Consider the following 18,859-nt stretch of genomic DNA (forward strand, 5'->3'; position numbering starts at 1 on the left):
ATAAGCTGTGTCTTCAACTTTTATTTGAGTAAAATCAAACTCCGCTTAGCTAACCCATAAAGTATTGCCATGAGTCACGACAACAACAGCCGCCTCGTTTACAGCACAGATGGCGGCATGATCAAGGAGCAGAGCGCTCCCCAATCCGCCTCCCCCTTCCCCACCGACGGCACCGTGCGCATTCGCCGCGAGACCAAGGGGCGCAAGGGTGCCGGGGTGATCACCATTCATGGCGTACCCGCCGAACAGCAAAAATCCCTGGCCACCCTGCTCAAGAAAAAGTGCGGCACCGGAGGCGGTATCAAGGAGGGAGTGATCGAGATCCAGGGGGATAAACGGGACCTGATCAAAACCGAGCTGGAGAAAGCCGGTTTCAGCGTCAAGCTGGTGGGTGGCTGATCCCCTTGTCACTCATGCGGTTTTTCCCTAGAATGCCCGCTCCCATCGAGGGGGAGTAGTCTCGCACGCCGGTGCCATTGATTGCATGAATACCGGTTTGCGACCCTGATCAACATACTTGGTGCCAACTCACCATGGTCAGGGTGATCCATGCCAGCCATGGATTTGACAAGACCTTTGACGGGCCAGTGCCAATACCGGGGACGGATGGCGCAGGCTTGTCTTTGGTTTATAACAATTCCGTCCCCCGGTCATTTTTATGGAAGCCTTGTTAACCTCAACCCTCAGCGTCGCTATTGCCGAAATCGGCGATAAAACCCAGCTGTTGGCGTTGCTGCTCATCTGCCGTTTTCGCAAGCCCTGGCCCATCATCGCCGGCATGCTGGCGGCTACCCTGCTCAACCATGCGGGCGCTGCCTGGATTGGTGAGTTCATCAGCCGCTGGCTCGATCCCAAGATAATGACTTGGCTGGTCGCCATCGCCTTTATCGCCATGGCTATCTGGATTTTGGTGCCGGACAAGATGGATGACGAGGAGAGCTCGCTGGATAAATACGGCCCCTTTATGGCCACCTTCGTGCTCTTCTTTATTGCCGAGATTGGCGACAAGACCCAGATTGCCACCGTGCTACTGGCCGCCAAATATGACTCGCTGGTACAGGTCATTACCGGGACCACCCTCGGCATGATGCTGGCCAACGTGCCTGTGGTGCTGATCGGCAAGCTGGGGGCAGACAAGCTGCCGCTCAAGGGGATCCGCATCGCCTGCGCCATCCTCTTCGTCGGCCTCGGGGTGAGCACTCTGATCTTTGCCTGATCGCCTTTTCCGCTGACCAAGCCCTCCCCTGTGGAGGGCTTTTTTGTTTGCAGCTTTGTCTATTGCGTAATCCGCTGTCGCAACCACCAGCCGTAGAGCCAAGGGGCAGTGCACGGTTGCGGGTGCCTCATGCCATAATGGGGCAAACCTCGTGGAGTCCCCCCATGCACAACGTATCAAGAGAGACGCTTCTCGAATGGGTCAAACAGGGACGGCTGGCGCCAGAGAAGCTGGCGGACGCCCTGACCCTCGCCGATCTTCCCCCCCATCCGGCGCGCTGGCAGTGGCTGTTTGACCGGCTGCTGCTCTGGCTCGGTGCCCTCTGCATCGGGGCTGGCCTCATCTTCTTCGTCGCCTTCAACTGGCAAGAGCTGGGCCGGGTCTCCCGCCTCGCCCTGCTGGAGGCACCGCTGCTCGCCATGCTGCTTCTGCTGTGGCGAAAACCGCTGGGGGATACCCCCCGTCAGGCACTGCTGCTCGCTATCGCCCTCAATATCGGCGCCCTACTGGCGCTGGTGGGTCAAACCTACCAGACCGGCGCCGATCCTTGGCAGCTGTTCGCCACCTGGGCGCTGATGCTGGTGCCACTGGCGCTATTTGGCCAAAGTCCCCTGCTCTGGACCTTAAGCTGGCTGCTCGGCCAGCTGGCGCTGGTGCTCTACTGGCGGCTCGGTTTGTTCACCTTCTTCTTTACCTTCGATGAAGAGGGATTGGGCTGGTGCCTTACCCTGCTCAACGCCGCCCTCTGGGGTCTGCTTCTGCTGGCGCCAAACCGCTGGCGCCTGATGCCAAGCTGGCTGGCGGGTCTGGCCGCAGGTCTGGGGGCCACCCTGCTCACCCTGCTGGCGCTGTTTGATGCCGCCTCCCCGCTGGTGTGGCCGCTCTGGCTTGGCTGGCTCGCTGCGGCCTATGCCCTTTGGCACCACAGATTTATCGCCGGACTCGCCATGGGGTGCCTCAGCCTGATTGCCGTCATCCTCGCGGCACTGGGCAAGTGGATGGAGCCCGACATCAACGGCTTCTTGCTGCTGAGCCTGATTGCCATCGGCCTTTCGGTCACCGCCGCCCGCTGGCTGCAACAACAACGGAGGTCTCATGAGTGATCTGACCCTTTGGCAAGCGCTGCAACAGGCCAATCTGGTGGAGGGGGAGATGCCCCGTGACACCCAGCCCCACTGGTCGAGCCGCTTTCTGCTCGGGCTGGTGGGCTGGATTGCCGCCCTGTTCCTGCTCTTTTTCCTGTTTCTCACCTTCGAACAGCTGACCCGCGAGGCCAACAGCGCCCTGCTGCTGGGGGCCGTGATGCTGGCGGGGGCCTACGCCCTTAATCGCAGCCAAAGCGGCGATCTCTGGGATCAGTTCGTGCTGGCCCTCACCCTGGCGGCCGATGCCTGGCTGCTCTATGGCCTGCTCGATCAGCTTGATCTCCATCACACCCTGCTCTGGTTTGGGTTGTGCCTGCTCTCCCTTGCCATCGCCGTGCTGTTCGATCACTGGCTGGTGCGGCTGTTTCACAGCGTGGCGGCGGCCCTGCTGCTCACCCTTGGCCTCGCCTGCCTCGGGCTGCAACTGCTGGCCCTCCCGCTGGTGATGGCGGCCATTACCTTCTGCTGGCTGCGGGCAGATAGGGATCCAGAGCGCCACCAGCTCTACCACTCCATCACGCTGGGGCTCGCCCTCTCCCTGCTGGTGCTGGGCCGTCTGCACCATCCGCTGTGGGATGGCGGCAGCAGCGTGCTGGACGAACTGGGGCTTTCTCGCCTGCCGCTCTGGCTCAATCCCCTGCTCTGCGCCGCCCTGCTGCTGGCGGTGATGGTGAAACTCAAGCTCCCCCTGCTGTTTGGCCTGCCGCTGGTGCTGATCAGCGCCATCATCCCCGGCATGGGGGCGGGCGCACTGGTGCTGATCCTCGGCTTCTATGCCGGCAGTCTGGGGCTGATGACCCTCTCGGCCCTGCTGCTGCTCGGCTATGGCTCGCTCTATTACTACGATCTGGGGCTCACCCTGATGACCAAATCCTGGCTGCTGCTGGGCTCCGGCATCCTGCTGCTGGGGGCCCGCCAGCTGCTCACCACCTTTGCGGCAAGGAGCGACTCATGAAACCTGTGACCCGACAGCTCGCCCTGTTGCTGAGCGGCCTCGCCATCCTGGCAGGCATCAATGCCACCGTCTGGCGCTATGAGCACGCCATGAGCAGCGGCGAAGTGGTGCTGCTGCGGCTCGCTCCGGTCGATCCCCGTTCCCTGATGCAGGGGGATTACATGCGGCTCAACTATGAAATTGCCCGCGAGCTAACCAGCCGCGACGCCCGTGCGACTCAAAACAAGGGCATCGACACCCTGGTGATCCGCCTCGATGCCCATCAGGTGGCCACTCTGGTGGCCGATGGCAAACCGGATCGGCTCGCCAGCGATGAGCGGCTATTGCAGGTGCACCAGAGCGAGCGGCAGTGGCAGATCGGCCCCGATGCCTACTTCTTTGAAGAGGGCACGGGGGAGCAGTACGAAGCGGCCCGCTACGGCGAGTTCCGGCTGCAAGCGGATGGCAAGACCCTGCTGGTAGGGCTGCGGGATGAGGCCTACCAGCCCATCGGGCAGATCCGCGCCCGCTGGTAACGGCAGTGAGTGGCTATTTACTCTGTTCATGGTCACACTCAAGAGAAGGTTGATCGCTAAGGATGTTCCCAATGAGGATATGGCTGATCTGTCATCTGTTGCTGCTCTGCTGGGCCTCGACGGCCCGGGCTGATCTGGGCAAGCTCGAGTACCTCACCGAAGAGTACCCCCCCTACAACTACAGCGATCCGCAAGGCCAGCCCACCGGCCTTGCGGTCGATCTGCTGCAGATGATCTGGCAACACAGCGGCGTGCCCCCCCAGCCGGTGCGCATCCTGCCCTGGGCGCGAGGTTATTACTTGCTAACCCAGAAGCCCAACGTGGTGCTCTTCTCCACCGCCCGCACCCAGGCGCGGGAGGATCTCTTCAAGTGGGTCTGCCCCATCGGCTACTCGGAGTACATACTGCTGGGCCGCAAAGCGCAGAACATCACCCTGACCGCCTTCGATCAGATGAGCCAGTACAAGATCAGCGCGGTGCGTTCGGACGCCGCCGAGCAGTTGCTGCTCAACAACGGCATGGATGACAACAACATCATCCCGGCCAACCGCCTGTCACAGGGGTTGAAGATGCTGCTCTCCGGCCGCGCCGACCTGCTCGCCACCAGCAAGCTGGCGGGATATGACGCCATCCGCGAACTGAAGCTGAGCAGCGACGACTTCAACGTGGCCATGGTGCTGAGCGCAGAGCAGCTCTGCTACGCCTTCAGCCGTCAGGTGCCCGACAGCGAGATCACCCTCTTTCAGCAGGGCCTGACCCGCGCCCTCGCCTCGGAAGAGTTTCGCAAATTGCAGGCCAAATACCTGCCGGTGCGCTGAGTACTCACTCACCCAATGGGCAGCGGTTCGCTGCCCATTTTATTGATGAAAGATGCAATAGAGGTGGCTAGCTATTCCCGCCGCAAGCAGTCAAACTGGGCTACATGGTTGATTGCGAAGGATCTTTCCCGTGCGGACATGGCACCTACCTCATCTGCTACTGCTCTTGTGGGCCACCTTCGCGCAGGCCGATCCGGGCAAACTCGAGTATCTGAGCGAAATCTCTCCCCCGTTTAATTTCAGCGACCAGCAAGGGATGCCAACCGGATTGTCGGTGGAGCTGATGCAGCTTATCTGGAAAGCGCGCGGCGTGTCGCCCCAGCCAATCCGCATTATGCCCTGGGCCCGGGGCTACAACCTGCTGCAACAAAAACCCAATGTGGTGCTGTTTGCCACCGCCCGCACCCCGCAGCGGGAAGCACTCTTCAAGTGGGCCTGCCCCATCGATCACTCGGAATTTGTGCTGCTGGGGCGCAAGGCGGACAACATCACCCTCGGCTCCGTGGCCGAGATCAGCCACTACAAGGTCGGCGTGGTGCGCTCCACCGTCTCCAAACAGCTGCTGCTCGAACGCGGTATCGATGAGCGCCAGCTGATGCTGGCCAACCGCCTCACCCAGGCTGCCAAAATGCTCACCTCAGGTCGCGCCGATCTCTTTGCGACCAACAAGCTGGCAGGCTATCAAACCCTGCAACAACTGGGCTTCAAGCCGGATGACTTTCATGTCGCCTTCGTGCTGGATGCCAGACCGCTCTGCTACGCCTTCAGCCGTCAGGTGCCCGACAGCGAGGTCGCCCTCTTTCAGCAGGCGCTGACCCACGTCGTCGCCTCAGCGGATTTCTCAGCCCTGCAAGCCAAATACCTGCCGCTGCGATAACGCCCTGATCGCCGTCGACATAGGGCTCGGGATGGGACTGTGCACCCGTGCTTTTTTGCCAAACATGCTCCATCGCCTTGGCGAAATCGGTCAGCTTGGTCACACTTGAGCAGATATTCCCTTGATCAGGATGGCAAAAATGAAACCATGGATTGGATTGGCCGGGGCGCTGCTGGCCACCCTCGCACAGGCGAGTCCTGAGCTCGGCAAACTGCACTACATCACCGAAGAGTACAAACCCTACAACTACGCCGATGCCAGCGGCGCCCCCACCGGCCTCGCGGTCGAGCTGCTGCAACTGGTATGGAAAAAGACCAACACGCCGGCGCAGCCCATCACCATCATGCCGTGGGCGCGCGGTTACTACCTGCTGACCCAAAAGCCCAATGCGGTACTCTTCTCCACCGCCCGCACCCAGGCGCGGGACCCCCTGTTCAAGTGGGCCTGCCCCATCGGGTATGCCGAGATCGTGCTGGTAGGGCTGGCCGATCGCAATATCACCATCACCAAGCTCGACGATGCCAAGGCGTTCAATATCGGGGCGGTACGGGCCGATGTGGGGGAGCAACTGCTGCTCAACAACGGCTTTGACGAGACCAAACTGATGGCCGCCAACCGGCTGGCACAGGCGCTCAAGATGCTCACCTCAGGCCGGGTCGATCTGGTCTCCACCAACAAGACCACCATGGAGCAGCTGATCGTCGAACAAAAACTCGACCCCGTCCGCTTCAAGGAGCAGTGGGTACTTAGCTCGGAGCAGTTCTGCTTCGCCTTCAGCCATCCGGTAAGCGACGAGCTGGTCAAGGAGTTCCAGACCGGCTTGACCCAGGTGCTGGCGAGCAGCGAATACCCGCTGCTGCACAGCAAATACTTCCCAACCCCCGCCGCCAAATAGCGACGTCGAACGCCAACAACAAGGGGCCCATCAAGGGCCCCTTCGCTTTTTACCGTTTGCGCTTCCCTCTTTTTACCGCGGCGTCACCCCACCGCCCTGCCAGCTCCAAGCCCGACAACCAACAACTAATCACTAATTAATAAAAGTTTGTGCCAGCGCAAAAAATCACTCTTTTCTGATAGTTAGCTCATCAAAACCATAGATAAGACCACTCTGGCTCCGTAATATGGCGACGGGCGTCTGTTGACCCCTTTTCCGAGATCAATGGTCAACGGCGCAATCTGGTAGCGAGAGTCAGGGGCGGTAGCGACTTTAGCGTAGGGTCGATTAGCGAAGCGTAATCGTCCGCGGTAACCGTCCCTTCTCCCCATGTGGAAGAGGGCTAGGGTGAGGGATCGGTAACGTCTTTGCCCTGCAACAGGGTATTGCCATGGCTTCGCCAGTAGGGTCGATTAGCGAAGCGTAATCGTCCGCGGTAACCGTCCCCTCTCCCCTTGCGGGAGAGGGTTAGGGTGAGGGGGTCGGTAACGTCATTGCATAGCGGAATATCGCCGTCTAATTGGCATGGATTCGCCATGCAGGACACGAGGACTCCGTCCTCGACGGGGTTTCGCCGCCGCTGCGCGGCTTGGCGAGTGACTTTTCTTTGCGTGGCCAAAGAAAAGTCACCAATCGAGCGGCCACCCCCACTTGTTCGCCCTCCTACGGCGGGTTCCCTCGGTTCAGGCAAAAGGTCTGGCGGAACGACGCAGACGGTACATCCCTGTACCGCCTGCGTCTGCGCCGTCGTCCATGACGGCGCTCCTGACCTTGTGCCCTCACCTCGGCGAACAACAGGGGGGCAACACCCAACCCGCAACACCGAGGCCGGTAAACAGACGTAGGGTGCAATAAGCGCAGCGCATTGCACCGCGGTAACATTCCCCGGCCTATTCAGGGCAAAGATCGGGCGGGTTGTTAGCTCAGAGCCACCCCTCGCCCACCCCATGGCGAGATCAGATTGTCTCTCCTATGCATATGCAACAAGCACCATCGATATGGTCGCATCGATGAAAAAATCATGGTGAATGCAACAGCAAGCGGCACAGATATCTATCGGGAGACGGTTTTATATTGAAGGCCCGACAGTGAGTATTTCACCGAAATAACACCTTATTTCTCGAACGTCCGATTACGCTTCGCTAATCGAACCTACAGCCTTTACTAAAATTGAAAGTAAAAGCATAATTAAATATATTTACAAATAAGTTTAACCTCCACATAAAAATAAATTCTTACACATATAAAAATGAGTGAATATATATGATAGTTTTTTATCACAAAGGGACTAATTGGAGAACATCCCCTTCTATACTTCCATCTGAAAGTGACATGCTCGCCTTATCATTTAATAACTGGGATGACTATGGCATTAGCACAACGTTAAATGCGACCTTGTACATTGACAAAAAGTCAGCTTTAGATTTTTCATTAAAATTATTAATTGAAGATGATGACTACTCACCCAAAAAACTTAATGAACTTTGTGATAATGGATGGAATGGTTTTTTCCCAATACCAAAACTAAATTATGTGTCCGTACCTAGCGATATCGATTTTTATCATGTTCTAATCGCCAAAATCGGTTTCGATGATACAAAAGAGTTGTTAATGTTAATTAGAGATGCTGGGTATCTGGTTAACGCAATAAAAGATAGTAATGCAATGCGCCTTACATTACATGATAATTTTAGTACATCCCTACTCCGGGAAGCAGGTGCAAGAAAGTCTTTTCAGGATGGTTGGAAACTATTAGATAATGTTCAATCATCAATTCGAGACTTTACACTGAATACAATTAATAAAAATGGGATTATAGAGCCAATATCATTTCATTTTAATTCTGAACATCTTCCATACGATATAAATGTATTGATAGGTGAAAATGGCATAGGAAAATCATTTACACTAAAAACTTTAGTAGAATATTGGCTGGGTGTTGATAGTGGAAGTAAGAGAACTCTGGATGCTACTAATCACACTCCATTTGACCATTATCCTAACATATCAAAGTTCATATTAATTTCCTACAGTCCATTCGAAGAATTTACAATAGATTTATCCAACACGGACCTAAAAGACAAAGATGCATATAAATACTTTGGCTTCAGACAGATAAATACTGATGCGGCCGGTAATGAAAGAATTGGTATAAGTAGGAATTTACCAGCCCGAAATTCGGTAAGCTCAATAATAAAATCCATTGAGGATGATCATGAGTTTGGTTTTATACATAACTGGACAAGTAAATTCGATACCATCTCCTCTGTATTGAAAAGCGCAATAGATTTTGATTTTATTGCACTTGAATTGTCAGAGGATGCAGCATGGAAGTCTAATCCAGCACTTGTAACGCTACATATAGAAAGTAACAACAAATATTATTTACCCATAAACAACGCCTCATTTAATACATACAAGATGTTTCAGGTAGATATCAACGACATAATTAACCATCAGACCGGCGTTGTATTTATTAAAGATAAGCATAAAATTGAAATCAGCTCTGGGCAAAGATTATTCTGCTATATCGTCATAAATGTTGTCGGTCAAATTAGAAAGGATAGTTTAATTGTAATCGATGAACCAGAGCTGTTTTTACATCCGACCTTAGAAATTGAATTCATATCATTACTTAAAACAGTTTTAAAAGCATTTAACTCAAAAGCTATTTTAGCAACTCATTCTTTAGCAATGGCAAGAGAAGTTCCTGCTAAGTGCATTCATGTATATCGGCAGCATAACGGAAGAGTAGAGATTGATCATCCCCCATTTGAAACATTTGGTGGTGATATGCAAAGAATATCATCTTATGTTTTTGGAGATAGTTCGATCACCAAGCCATTTGACCTATGGGTTGAAGAAAAACTACGTCTATATAACGACCCCAAAGATTTAATTAATTTGTTAGGTCAGGAATTAAACGAAGAAATGCTAATGAAGATATTGAATGCAGGTGGCAACAATGGTATCTAGAGTTAATATTCCAGAAGATGACTCAATAGATATAGTGAGGAGAACCCTGAATGAAAAAAAGCATCACCGAGATTTTTATGACCTTATCACAAATGACTTGGTTAACCAAGTGAGATTATATCAGGAGTTAGGTGGTGACCCGACTTCAATCCAACCAATGAACTTAAGAAAATATACAGATAACGATGAAGACGCAGAAAAAAGAAAACATTCATTAATTGGTTTGTATTCACCAAAAGAAAATAAGCTTCCTTATCTCCAACTAGAAAAGATCAGAAAACATAATGGTCTTGTGGTATGCCCAAGCTGTGGTGAACCAGGAAGGCCAAGAACATTAGATCATTATCTTCCAAAGGATAAATTCCCAGAATTCTCTATCAACCTGCTCAACCTAACCCCAATGTGTGACTGGTGTCAAGGCGAGAAACTTACTGAGTATATAACACCAGATGGAAGAAAAAGATATATACACCCTTATTTCGATGACATAGATAGGCCTTTATTTAATATAGTCTTCACCCCGCCTTACCGCGCACCATTGATAGCTGTCGTAGTTCGTGATGACATACCACAAGAACTTAGAGAACTTATAACTCTCCACTTGGAAGGGATAAACTTCATAACACGTTTTAAAGAGTTTTTTAAAACTAGGTATATAAGCATACTCCGTAAATCTCATATCTGTCGCCAGCCAAAATCCACTTTCAGCATAATGGCTAGCCTCGAACTACTTTTAGACATGGAAATTGATAAATCCATTAATTCTTGGGATGCAATACTGTATCGCTCTATTCTTAATGACCATCAACTCATGCAATATCTAGAACAGGGAGAGCTTCCAGAAAATTTATAATAAAACACGTTCAAGGGAAAATATTATCTATAAAAACCGCAGCCTTGAGCTGCGGTTTTTATTTCTATTCCCCAAATACGCGTTGATCAAACCCAAACCTATTTACCCTCACTTGCTCTGCCCTCCCCTTTCAGCGAAAGGCAGTCAACATGCACGCTAAAGTCACGGGCGGGCACGGTATTGGTTCCCCCTGCAAACCGCCGAGTCGAGTTCAACGGGTCAGGAGTGCTATCAGGGATGATGGCGCAGCCGCAACCGGCATAGGGGCCAAATCGGATCAGGGCGAGCACTGCTCGCCCCCGATTTGGCGCGAGAACAAGGATGTTCGAAGCGGGCTTTGGCCGCAGCCATGGATGGCGAAGGCCAAAGTGCCGTCTGCGGCGCTCCGTCCGACCCGTTGGACGAGACGAGGGAACCCGCGAAGCGGGCGGTTTGCCGGGGAGAAGACTTTTGGTGTTATTTGCCAAAGAGAGCGGTCTTTCAAAAGTCACTCGCCCCAGCCCGAAGGGCGGGCGAAACCCCTTCGAGGGCAAGGCCCTCGCGTCCTGCATGGCAAAGCCATGCCAATCAGGAGAGAGGGAAAGTGTCAGCCCTCCGGCAGACCACAAAAAAACCGCAGCCCCAGGGCTGCGGTTTTTTATTGGCTCAACCTGTTGGCACCAGACGCCAACAAGGCCCACCGACCTTAGGCACGGCGCCAGCTGGTCTTGCCGGCACTGTCTTCCAGCACGATACCCATCTCGGTGAGACGGTTGCGGGCGGCATCCGCCGCGGCCCAGTTCTTGTCGGCACGGGCCTGATTGCGCTCGGCGATCAGGCGCTCGATTTCGGCAACTTCTTCGTCCGCTTCGTCACCCTTGAGGAAAGCCTCGGGGTCTTGCTGCAGGATGCCGAGCACGGCGCCCAGCTCGCGCAGACGGGCGCCCAGCGCGGCGGCTACGGCCATATCTTCACCCTTCTGGCGGTTGATCTCGCGCACCAGATCGAACAGGGCGGAGTAGGCTTCCGGGGTGTTGAAGTCGTCGTCCATCGCATCAACGAAGCGCGCTACCTGCTCGTCACCACCGGCAGCCGCGGCTACCGGCAGATCGCGCAGGGCGGTGTACATGCGCTCCAGCGCGGCGCGGGCTTGCTTGAGGTTATCTTCCGAATAGTTGAGCTGGCTGCGGTAGTGGCCAGACATCAGGAAGTAACGGACGGTTTCGGCGTCGTAGTGGGCCAGCACGTCGCGGATGGTGAAGAAGTTGCCAAGGGATTTGGACATTTTCTCTTTATCCACCATCACCATGCCGCTGTGCATCCAGGTGTTGACGTAGTCGCCACCGTGGGCGCAGCAGGACTGGGCAATTTCGTTCTCGTGGTGCGGGAACTGCAGATCGGAGCCGCCGCCGTGGATGTCGAAGTGGTTGCCAAGGTGCTTGGAGTTCATGGCGGAGCACTCGATGTGCCAGCCAGGACGGCCCGGGCCCCAGGGGCTTTCCCAGGTTGGCTCGCCGGGCTTGGACATCTTCCACAGCACGAAGTCGAGCGGGTTGCGCTTGGCATCGACCACGTCAACGCGGGCACCGGCTTGCAGTTGTTCCAGATCCTGGCCGGAGAGCTTGCCGTAGTCGGCATAGGATTCGACGATAAACATCACATCGCCGTTATCCGCCACGTAGGCGTGCTCTTTTTCCAGCAGGGATTGCACCAGCTCGATGATCTCTTCGATGTGCTGGGTGGCGCGCGGTTCGATATCAGGGCGCACCATGCCGAGGGCATCGAAGTCGGCGTGCATGTCGCCAATCAGACGCTCGGTCAGCTCGTCGCAGGTCACTTGGGTCTCGGCGGCACGCTTGATGATCTTGTCATCCACGTCGGTGATGTTGCGCACGTAGGTGAGGTCATAACCGGCGTAACGCAGGTAGCGAGCGACCACATCAAAAGCGACGAAGGTGCGGCCGTGGCCGATATGACAGTGATCGTAGATGGTGACACCACACACATACATGCCCACCTTGCCCGGGTGGATAGGTTTGAATTCTTCTTTTTGACGAGTGAGTGTGTTGTATATCTTCAGCATCTTCTAACCACTGCCTGTGAGTAAAATGGTTGGTCATAATACCCCGTTCGGGGGCAGAAAACGAGGCAGAAAAGCGGGCCAATCCCGCCTGCCAGCACGGTTACGGCGCCAGAGAGACTATGCCGCCAGCCCCTGATGGGCTAGAATTGCCACCACTTTATGCCATACACCTGCGGGCACTTCGTCGCCCGCATCAAATGAAAGGACATATCATGGTCACTCTGCACACCAATCACGGCGACATCACCCTCACCCTGAACGCTGAAAAAGCCCCGGAAACCGTGGCCAACTTCCTGCAATACTGCCGTGACGGTCACTACGACAACACCATTTTCCACCGCGTCATCGACGGCTTCATGATCCAGGGCGGCGGCTATGCTCCGGGCTTTGAAGAGAAAGACACCCGCGCTCCCATCAAGAACGAAGCGGCCAACGGCCTGTCCAACAAGATCGGCACCATCGCCATGGCCCGCACCATGGAGCCGCACTCTGCCAGCGCCCAGTTCTTCATCAACGTGAACAACAACGACTTCCTCGACTTCAAATCCGCCACCACCCAGGGCTTTGGCTACTGCGTATTCGGTGAAGTGACCGCCGGTATGGACGTGGTCAACAAGATCAAGGGCGTCAAGACCGGTAACTACGGCCGCATCCACCAGGACGTGCCGGTAGAAGACGTGGTGATCACCAAGGTGACCCTTGCTGACTGATCTCTGCCGACTCGGCACTGACAAAACTGCGGCCCCGGCCGCAGTTTTTCCATCTGCCTCCCCCACAGCCAGTCCGAACTGGCGCCGCCTCGACTATCTGGCCCACGGCAACCCGCGTCAGCGCTCGGCCCATGCCCTGCTCACCGCCGGTGTGTGGGATGAGCTGGCCGCGCAGTGCGCCGATCTGGCGCTGGTAAGCACGCTGGCCATCGGCCTCGATCGGCCGGGCAGCGATCTCGATATTCTCTGCCAGCATCCCGATCCTGCGGCGTTTGCCGCTACTTTTGCAGAGCAAGGTTGGCAGGCGAGCGACAAGGGCGGCAATATCTGGCTGCTGGAGCGCACCTTTTCCTGTCTCGACCAGAGCTGTGCTGTTAGCGGTTGCGATCAAAGCGAAGCCAGCTGGCCGCTGGAGCTCTACGTCACCCCAGCTCCCATCGAGACGCTGAATGGCTGGCGCCACCTCACCCTGATGGCGGCCCTGCTCGAGCGGTTTGGCGATGCTTTCTACCGTGAAGTGCTGCGCCTGCGCCTTGAAGAGGGTCTGAAAGGAGAAGCAGCCATGTGCCGGTTGCTGGGGCTGGCGGGCGATCCTTATGAAGCGCTGCTGACGCTGGAGGGACGCAATCTGGCCGAGCTGTCATGGCAGCCGCCATCCCGTGACGATATCCATACCTCAACTGGCACGATGGCGCCCGCCGCGCACGATTCGTCCCCTGTTGTGTCTACTATCTCTGCCACCCCTGTTTGCCCTGTTTCGACCGAGAGCCCGACCCCCACATCATGAGCACCCTTTTTATCAGTGACATTCACCTCTCTGCCCAGCGGCCCGATATGACCGCGGCACTGGTGCGCTTTCTCGAGCACGACGCCCCCAGCGCCGATGCCCTCTATGTGCTGGGGGATCTCTTCGAATTCTGGATTGGCGATGATGACCCCAATCCGCTTCATCAACAGATGGCCGATGCCTTTTTGGCCCTGAGCCAGCAGAACGTGCCCATCTACTTTATCCACGGCAACCGTGACTTTCTGCTGGGGCAACAGTTTGCCAAGCGCGCGGGGATGACATTGCTGGGGGATCCTTGCGTTATCGACCTCTATGGGGAGCGGGTAGTGCTGAGCCACGGCGATCTGCTCTGCACCCTGGATGAGGGGTATCAGAAGTTTCGCCGCATCACCCAGCTCAAATGGCTGCGCTGGCTGTTCCTGCGTCTGCCGCTCGCCCGCCGTCAGGCCATCGCCTGCAAGATGCGCGGCCAAAGCCAGATGGAAAATGCCCACAAGAGCCAGATCATCATGGATGTGACGCCCGCAGCGGTGGACGACACCCTGCGCGCCCACGACTGCCGGATGATGATCCACGGCCACACCCACAGACCCGCCATCCACGACTTCACCCTCGATGGCCACCCCGCCCGCCGCATCGTGCTGGGAGACTGGTTCGAGCAAGGCTCGGTGCTGGTCTGCCGCCCAGGCGAACAGCGGCTGGAAATGCGGGCGCTGGCAGAGGCTTGATAGCCCGTCAGTCCGGTTGACCCACAAAAACGCCCCATCATCCCCACCATCGTTCGCGCCATCCGGTTCACAGCGCATCAGGCGCGAGCGAATAAGTGGCGATTGCTCACAGATCAGCAAAGCAAACCTGCACTCCTCCTTCAGTCCCCGGGTTGTGTGAACTCCGTCACCTTGCCCCTTGCCAATTGAGAGGATGATGGCGCTCAGGCAGAAATGTCTTTCTCGCCAGCTATTTCAACAAGTTGAGGTTTATATGCCTGACAGCAATGCGGTCGCTCACCCGTTCGATGCCAAGAAGATCAATGTCAACGATCCCTATGAGATGAAGCAGTGGGTCAAAATGTTCGAGTGCACCGAAGTCCAGCTCAAACGGGCGGTCAAGGCAGTCGGCACCTCAGGCAAGGCGATCCGAAAACACCTCAAAAAGTGAGGGCACAACCCCGTCACAGACCAAGCCTAGCTCGCGGGGCTTTTCTCATCTTGACCTTTACGTGAGCCATCCCCGCCCCTGTTTGGCGGCGCACATACCGCCATTCAACCGCTCATAACCGGACTGTGCAGCCCGACCAGCGCCGGCCGCAGTCCGACAGCTTGTGACCAGCCAGCACCGTCTGGCCCTTCGCATCCCGGCATCCCTGCCTATAATGCGGGCTCAAACACACAGAGAGGATTAATCCATGGGCTTTATCACCTGGATCGTATTGGGACTGTTGGTGGGTATTCTGGCGAAGTGGATCATGCCGGGTCGCGACGGTGGTGGCTTCTTTATGACTGCCCTGCTGGGGATTGTCGGTGCCATGGTTGGCGGCTATGTGGGTACCCTGCTGGGGCTGGGCTCGGTGACCGGTTTCAATATCCCGAGCATCGCGCTGGCGACCGTGGGCGCCCTTATCGTCCTGTTTGTCTTCAACAAGATCCGCAGCTGACCCCCAACGCCATCTATGTGTAGATAAACAGGGCACCGCGAGGTGCCCTCTCTTTTTTTATCGCCCTCACGATGTTGCCAACGGCAAGATCAGCCTCACCAGCAAGCCACCCAGCTGGGTGGCCGGCAGCAACACCACCTCGCCGTGGTGATAGTGGGCGATATCGCGTACCAGCGCCAGACCAAGCCCCGCTCCCGGCTGTTCGCTCCCCTGCTCGAGGCGCTGGAACGGCTGCCAGACTCGCTCCGCCAGCTCGGGGGCGATGCCGGGACCGCTATCCTCTACCTCCAGCCAGATCTGCCCGTTGCTTCGCACCACCCGCGCCGTCACGGTGCCATGGGGCGGGGTGTATTTGATGGCGTTGTCGAGCAGGTTGGCGCAAAGCTCCCCGAGCAGCAGCGGCTCCCCCGCCACCATGATGGCGGACTCCTCCCCTTCGTAACCGAGATCGATCCCCTTGCTCCGCGCCTGCGCCAACCGTGACAAACAGGCCTGCTGCACCAGCGCCGTCAACTCCATGGGCTCACGCTGGCGCAGCCCGGAGCACTCGTCCGATTTGAGCCGGGCCAGCAACAGTAACCGTTCGGTCAGGGCGATGGTGTGATCGAGCCGCACGGCCATGGCATCGAGGCTTTCGCTCATCAGGGCCGGATCGCCACTGCCGCGCGCAACCTCCACCTGGGTTTTCAAAATGGTGAGCGGGGTGCGCAGTTGATGGGCGGCATCGGCGCTAAAGCGCTCCTGCCGGGCCACCAGCTGGCGTAATCGGGCCAGCTGGCGGTTGAACGCCTGCACCAGCGGCCGGGTCTCCTGCCAGGGGAGCAGGTCGGGTAAGGCGGCAAGATTGGCGGCGTCGCGGCGCAAGATCTCCCGCGACAAACGGCGCATCGGAGTGAGCAGCCGTTTGAGCAACAGATAAGCGAGCAGCAGGGTGAGCACCACCAGCGCCCCCTGGGTCAGCAGGGCCGACCAGAGCAACTGCTCCGCCAACTGCTGGCGACCGAGCAGGGTTTCCGCCACCGTGATGCGGGCCATGCCGTTGACGCCCCCCTCGCCTACCGGTTGCAGCAGCATCACGGCACGGATCGGTGCCTCCTGATAGAGCCCGTCGTAGAAGTAGGCGAGCGCCGGATAGCGGTCGGTCAGGGGCGTACCGACGGGCATGGGGGGCAAGTCGTCAAAGCCGGAGATGACCCTATCGTCGATGCTTCGCACCTGATAGAAGAGGCGATCGCGCATGTTGCGCTCGAAGCTGTCGAGCACCACATAGGGCACATCCACCCTGAGGCTGCCCTCGGCTGCCGTCAGCCGCTCGGCAACGGTGCGGGCCGAGGCGAGCAGGGTACGATCATAGGCCGAGGTGGCCGCCGCCAGTGCGCCGTAGTAGCTGTACCAGGCCGAGGCGGCCCAGAGGATCAGCAGTGGGCCCCCCAGAAACAGCAGCAGTTGATGGAGCAGGGAGCGACTAATGGGAAGCCTCCGGCGCCGCTTCCAGCAGATAGCCGAGACCGCGCAGGGTGGTGATCACCACCCCGCTGCCCACCAGCTTTTTGCGCAGCCGGTGGATATAGAGATCGATGCTGTCGAGCCCTACCTCGTCATCGAGGTTGAACACCTGCTCGAACAGCTGCCCCTTGGCGACCGGCCGCCCATGGCGATACATCAGCGCTGTCAGCAGCGCCAGTTCGCGCGGAGTCAGGGCAAGGCGGGCATCGGCCAGCAGAAAATAGCCGTCGGGGTGCAGGGTCAGGCGCCCCAGCCGCAGCTCGGCACCACCGCTTTCGCTGCGCCGCAGCAGGGCTCGCAACCGGGCATCCAGCTCCCCCAGATCGAACGGCTTGGCCAGATAGTCATCGGCTCCGGCATTGAGACCGCAGATCCGCTCCTCCACCGCGCCGCGGGCGGTGAGCAGCAGCACCGGCACCCCCTGCCCCCGACTTCGCAACCGGCCGAGTACCGCCAGCCCGTCGAGCTTGGGCATCTCGATATCGAGCACCGCCAGCGCGTACTGTTCGTGGCGCAGCAGGTGGTCAGCCTGAGCTCCGTCAGCCACCCAATCCACCGCGAAACCGGCGCTGGTGAGTGCCCGCGACAGCCAGTGGGCCAGTTCGTGATTATCTTCTGCCAACAGCAAGCGCATCCCTCTCCCCTTGCTCCTAACCGCAGCATTCAGCCGCACTGCTTCAACTGCATCCCTTCGTCACTGCCATTGCGGGAGAAGGTGCGATCAGGGTCACACTCCCGGCTCTTGGTCAGCGATTGAAAGGTGAATGAAAGGTTGTTGTTTTAACAATTTCGCATCACTTCGTCTATCGACGGAGTCACACCCAGGAAAAACAACGACAAGATGGAGCACACAACCATGAAGCAACGCACACGTCATGCCCTCGCCCTGCTGACCCTGCTCGGCGCCCAGCCACTGCAGGCGGCCGAAAGTGCCGCGACCCCGAGCCGTACCGAATGCATCGCACCGGCCAAACCGGGCGGTGGTTTCGATCTCACCTGCAAGCTGCTGCAGGTGAGCCTGCAGGAGACCGGCACCATCGACAAGCCGATGCGGGTCACCTACATGCCGGGCGGGGTCGGCGCCGTGGCCTACAACGCCATCGTGGCCCAGCGCCCCGCCGAGGCGGGGACCGTGGTCGCCTTCTCCGGTGGCTCCCTGCTCAACCTCTCACAGGGGAAATTTGGCCGTTACGGGGTGGACGATGTGCGCTGGCTGGCGGCGGTGGGCACCGATTACGGCATGATCGCGGTGCGCCACGATGCCCCCTATCAGAACCTCAAGGAGCTGGTGAGCGCTATGGAGCGCGATCCCAACAGTGTGGTGATCGGGGCAGGTGCCTCCATCGGCAGTCAGGACTGGATGAAGACGGCGCTGCTGGCCAAACAGGCCGGGGTTGACCCCCACAAGATGCGCTACGTCGCCTTTGAAGGGGGTGGCGAGCCGGTCACCGCGCTGCTTGGCAACCATGTGCAGGCGGTCTCCGGCGATCTGAGCGAGATGGTGCCCTATATCGGCGGCGACAAACTGCGGGTGCTGGCGGTGTTCTCAGCCGAGCGGCTGCCCGGCAAGCTGGCCACCATCCCCACCGCCAAGGAACAGGGTTATGACCTGGTGTGGCCGGTGATCCGCGGCTTCTATGTCGGCCCCAAGGTAAGCGACAGCGAATACCAGTGGTGGAAGCAGACCTTCGATCAGCTGGTGAAGACCGACACCTTCAAGGCGCAGCGGGATCTACGCGGCCTGTTCGAGTTTGACCTCACCGGCGAGGCGCTCGACAGCTACGTCAAGGAGCAGGTGGCGCAATATCGCGAGCAGGCCAAAGCCTTCGGTCTGGCCAAATAGGAGCCGCA

Annotated in this window: 19 protein-coding genes; 16 read left to right on the forward strand and 3 right to left on the reverse strand. The window is 57.4% G+C overall.

Annotated features, from left to right (window positions below):
• The first annotated feature begins 69 nt into the window (after positions 1-69).
• The 10 genes from I6L47_RS05215 to I6L47_RS05260 all read left to right on the forward strand — a co-directional run bounded on the left by I6L47_RS05215 (position 70) and on the right by I6L47_RS05260 (position 10,289).
• Entirely contained in the window at positions 70-399 is a 330-nt protein-coding gene (locus I6L47_RS05215; protein WP_005350971.1) for a translation initiation factor, read from the forward strand.
• Positions 400-658: 259 nt separating this feature from the next.
• Positions 659-1,216, forward strand: a complete 558-nt coding sequence (locus tag I6L47_RS05220) for a TMEM165/GDT1 family protein (RefSeq protein ID WP_005337386.1) — start codon at positions 659-661, stop codon at positions 1,214-1,216.
• Positions 1,217-1,380: 164 nt separating this feature from the next.
• A complete protein-coding gene (locus tag I6L47_RS05225) occupies positions 1,381-2,319 on the forward strand; it encodes a DUF2157 domain-containing protein (protein ID WP_216948825.1) in 939 nt (312 codons plus the stop codon).
• Positions 2,312-3,316: a DUF4401 domain-containing protein gene (locus I6L47_RS05230; RefSeq protein WP_216948826.1), complete on the forward strand. Its 1,005-nt coding sequence runs from the start codon at positions 2,312-2,314 to the stop codon at positions 3,314-3,316. The genes I6L47_RS05225 and I6L47_RS05230 overlap by 8 nt, the downstream gene beginning before the upstream one ends.
• The gene (locus I6L47_RS05235) at positions 3,313-3,831 is read left to right on the forward strand and encodes a GDYXXLXY domain-containing protein (protein ID WP_216948827.1); all 519 of its coding nucleotides are present in this window, start codon (positions 3,313-3,315) and stop codon (positions 3,829-3,831) included. The genes I6L47_RS05230 and I6L47_RS05235 overlap by 4 nt, the downstream gene beginning before the upstream one ends.
• Positions 3,832-3,902: 71 nt before the next feature.
• On the forward strand, positions 3,903-4,649 hold the full coding sequence (locus I6L47_RS05240; RefSeq protein WP_216948828.1) for an ABC transporter substrate-binding protein: 747 nt from the start codon (positions 3,903-3,905) through the stop codon (positions 4,647-4,649).
• Positions 4,650-4,779: 130 nt separating this feature from the next.
• On the forward strand, positions 4,780-5,526 hold the full coding sequence (locus I6L47_RS05245; protein WP_108612546.1) for an ABC transporter substrate-binding protein: 747 nt from the start codon (positions 4,780-4,782) through the stop codon (positions 5,524-5,526).
• 139 nt (positions 5,527-5,665) lie between these two features.
• Entirely contained in the window at positions 5,666-6,421 is a 756-nt protein-coding gene (locus I6L47_RS05250; protein WP_216948829.1) for an ABC transporter substrate-binding protein, read from the forward strand.
• Positions 6,422-7,723: 1,302 nt separating this feature from the next.
• Complete coding sequence (locus I6L47_RS05255; protein WP_216948830.1) at positions 7,724-9,436, forward strand: AAA family ATPase; 1,713 nt, start codon at positions 7,724-7,726, stop codon at positions 9,434-9,436.
• On the forward strand, positions 9,417-10,289 hold the full coding sequence (locus I6L47_RS05260) for a hypothetical protein (RefSeq protein ID WP_216948831.1): 873 nt from the start codon (positions 9,417-9,419) through the stop codon (positions 10,287-10,289). Before I6L47_RS05255 ends, I6L47_RS05260 begins: the two co-directional genes overlap by 20 nt.
• Positions 10,290-10,974: 685 nt before the next feature.
• Here I6L47_RS05260 and cysS read toward each other — a convergent pair.
• Positions 10,975-12,351, reverse strand: coding sequence for a cysteine--tRNA ligase (gene cysS / locus I6L47_RS05265; RefSeq protein WP_139441825.1), 1,377 nt, complete (start codon positions 12,349-12,351; stop codon positions 10,975-10,977).
• A gap of 212 nt (positions 12,352-12,563) precedes the next feature.
• Here cysS and I6L47_RS05270 point away from each other — a divergent pair, with 212 nt between their 5' ends.
• The 5 genes from I6L47_RS05270 (at position 12,564) to I6L47_RS05290 (ending at position 15,502) form a co-directional block, all read left to right on the forward strand.
• Positions 12,564-13,061: a peptidylprolyl isomerase gene (locus tag I6L47_RS05270; RefSeq protein ID WP_005337417.1), complete on the forward strand. Its 498-nt coding sequence runs from the start codon at positions 12,564-12,566 to the stop codon at positions 13,059-13,061.
• On the forward strand, positions 13,051-13,848 hold the full coding sequence (locus I6L47_RS05275; RefSeq protein WP_216948832.1) for a DUF4269 domain-containing protein: 798 nt from the start codon (positions 13,051-13,053) through the stop codon (positions 13,846-13,848). Before I6L47_RS05270 ends, I6L47_RS05275 begins: the two co-directional genes overlap by 11 nt.
• Entirely contained in the window at positions 13,845-14,576 is a 732-nt protein-coding gene (gene lpxH, locus I6L47_RS05280) for a UDP-2,3-diacylglucosamine diphosphatase (RefSeq protein ID WP_216948833.1), read from the forward strand. The genes I6L47_RS05275 and lpxH overlap by 4 nt, the downstream gene beginning before the upstream one ends.
• A 253-nt stretch (positions 14,577-14,829) precedes the next feature.
• Positions 14,830-15,006, forward strand: coding sequence for a DUF3606 domain-containing protein (locus I6L47_RS05285; RefSeq protein WP_021229425.1), 177 nt, complete (start codon positions 14,830-14,832; stop codon positions 15,004-15,006).
• A 247-nt stretch (positions 15,007-15,253) separates the two neighbouring features.
• Complete coding sequence (locus I6L47_RS05290; RefSeq protein WP_005359720.1) at positions 15,254-15,502, forward strand: GlsB/YeaQ/YmgE family stress response membrane protein; 249 nt, start codon at positions 15,254-15,256, stop codon at positions 15,500-15,502.
• A 66-nt stretch (positions 15,503-15,568) separates the two neighbouring features.
• On the opposite strand, the gene I6L47_RS05295 is transcribed toward I6L47_RS05290, so the two are convergent.
• Complete coding sequence (locus I6L47_RS05295) at positions 15,569-16,972, reverse strand: sensor histidine kinase (protein WP_367949202.1); 1,404 nt, start codon at positions 16,970-16,972, stop codon at positions 15,569-15,571.
• A complete protein-coding gene (gene tctD / locus I6L47_RS05300; RefSeq protein WP_005350926.1) occupies positions 16,968-17,642 on the reverse strand; it encodes a transcriptional regulator TctD in 675 nt (224 codons plus the stop codon). Before tctD ends, I6L47_RS05295 begins: the two co-directional genes overlap by 5 nt.
• Positions 17,643-17,864: 222 nt before the next feature.
• On the opposite strand from tctD, the gene I6L47_RS05305 reads away from it, so the two are divergent.
• The gene (locus tag I6L47_RS05305; RefSeq protein WP_216948834.1) at positions 17,865-18,851 is read left to right on the forward strand and encodes a tripartite tricarboxylate transporter substrate binding protein; all 987 of its coding nucleotides are present in this window, start codon (positions 17,865-17,867) and stop codon (positions 18,849-18,851) included.
• The last annotated feature ends 8 nt before the right edge of the window (positions 18,852-18,859 follow it).

Origin of the sequence: Aeromonas sp. FDAARGOS 1417, from assembly GCF_019046985.1 — a bacterium.
Lineage (GTDB): Bacteria > Pseudomonadota > Gammaproteobacteria > Enterobacterales > Aeromonadaceae > Aeromonas > Aeromonas veronii.

What these genes read in the sequence shown, in the direction of transcription:
- I6L47_RS05285 (WP_021229425.1), top strand. Translation starts at nt 14,830, where the DNA reads ATGCCTGACAGCAATGCGGTCGCTCACCCGTTCGATGCCAAGAAGATC.
- I6L47_RS05250 (WP_216948829.1), top strand. Translation starts at nt 5,666, where the DNA reads ATGAAACCATGGATTGGATTGGCCGGGGCGCTGCTGGCCACCCTCGCA.
- cysS (WP_139441825.1), bottom strand. Translation starts at nt 12,351, where the DNA reads ATGCTGAAGATATACAACACACTCACTCGTCAAAAAGAAGAATTCAAA.
- I6L47_RS05255 (WP_216948830.1), top strand. Translation starts at nt 7,724, where the DNA reads ATGATAGTTTTTTATCACAAAGGGACTAATTGGAGAACATCCCCTTCT.
- tctD (WP_005350926.1), bottom strand. Translation starts at nt 17,642, where the DNA reads ATGCGCTTGCTGTTGGCAGAAGATAATCACGAACTGGCCCACTGGCTG.
- I6L47_RS05225 (WP_216948825.1), top strand. Translation starts at nt 1,381, where the DNA reads ATGCACAACGTATCAAGAGAGACGCTTCTCGAATGGGTCAAACAGGGA.
- I6L47_RS05215 (WP_005350971.1), top strand. Translation starts at nt 70, where the DNA reads ATGAGTCACGACAACAACAGCCGCCTCGTTTACAGCACAGATGGCGGC.
- I6L47_RS05240 (WP_216948828.1), top strand. Translation starts at nt 3,903, where the DNA reads ATGAGGATATGGCTGATCTGTCATCTGTTGCTGCTCTGCTGGGCCTCG.
- I6L47_RS05230 (WP_216948826.1), top strand. Translation starts at nt 2,312, where the DNA reads ATGAGTGATCTGACCCTTTGGCAAGCGCTGCAACAGGCCAATCTGGTG.
- lpxH (WP_216948833.1), top strand. Translation starts at nt 13,845, where the DNA reads ATGAGCACCCTTTTTATCAGTGACATTCACCTCTCTGCCCAGCGGCCC.
- I6L47_RS05220 (WP_005337386.1), top strand. Translation starts at nt 659, where the DNA reads ATGGAAGCCTTGTTAACCTCAACCCTCAGCGTCGCTATTGCCGAAATC.
- I6L47_RS05270 (WP_005337417.1), top strand. Translation starts at nt 12,564, where the DNA reads ATGGTCACTCTGCACACCAATCACGGCGACATCACCCTCACCCTGAAC.
- I6L47_RS05290 (WP_005359720.1), top strand. Translation starts at nt 15,254, where the DNA reads ATGGGCTTTATCACCTGGATCGTATTGGGACTGTTGGTGGGTATTCTG.
- I6L47_RS05235 (WP_216948827.1), top strand. Translation starts at nt 3,313, where the DNA reads ATGAAACCTGTGACCCGACAGCTCGCCCTGTTGCTGAGCGGCCTCGCC.
- I6L47_RS05305 (WP_216948834.1), top strand. Translation starts at nt 17,865, where the DNA reads ATGAAGCAACGCACACGTCATGCCCTCGCCCTGCTGACCCTGCTCGGC.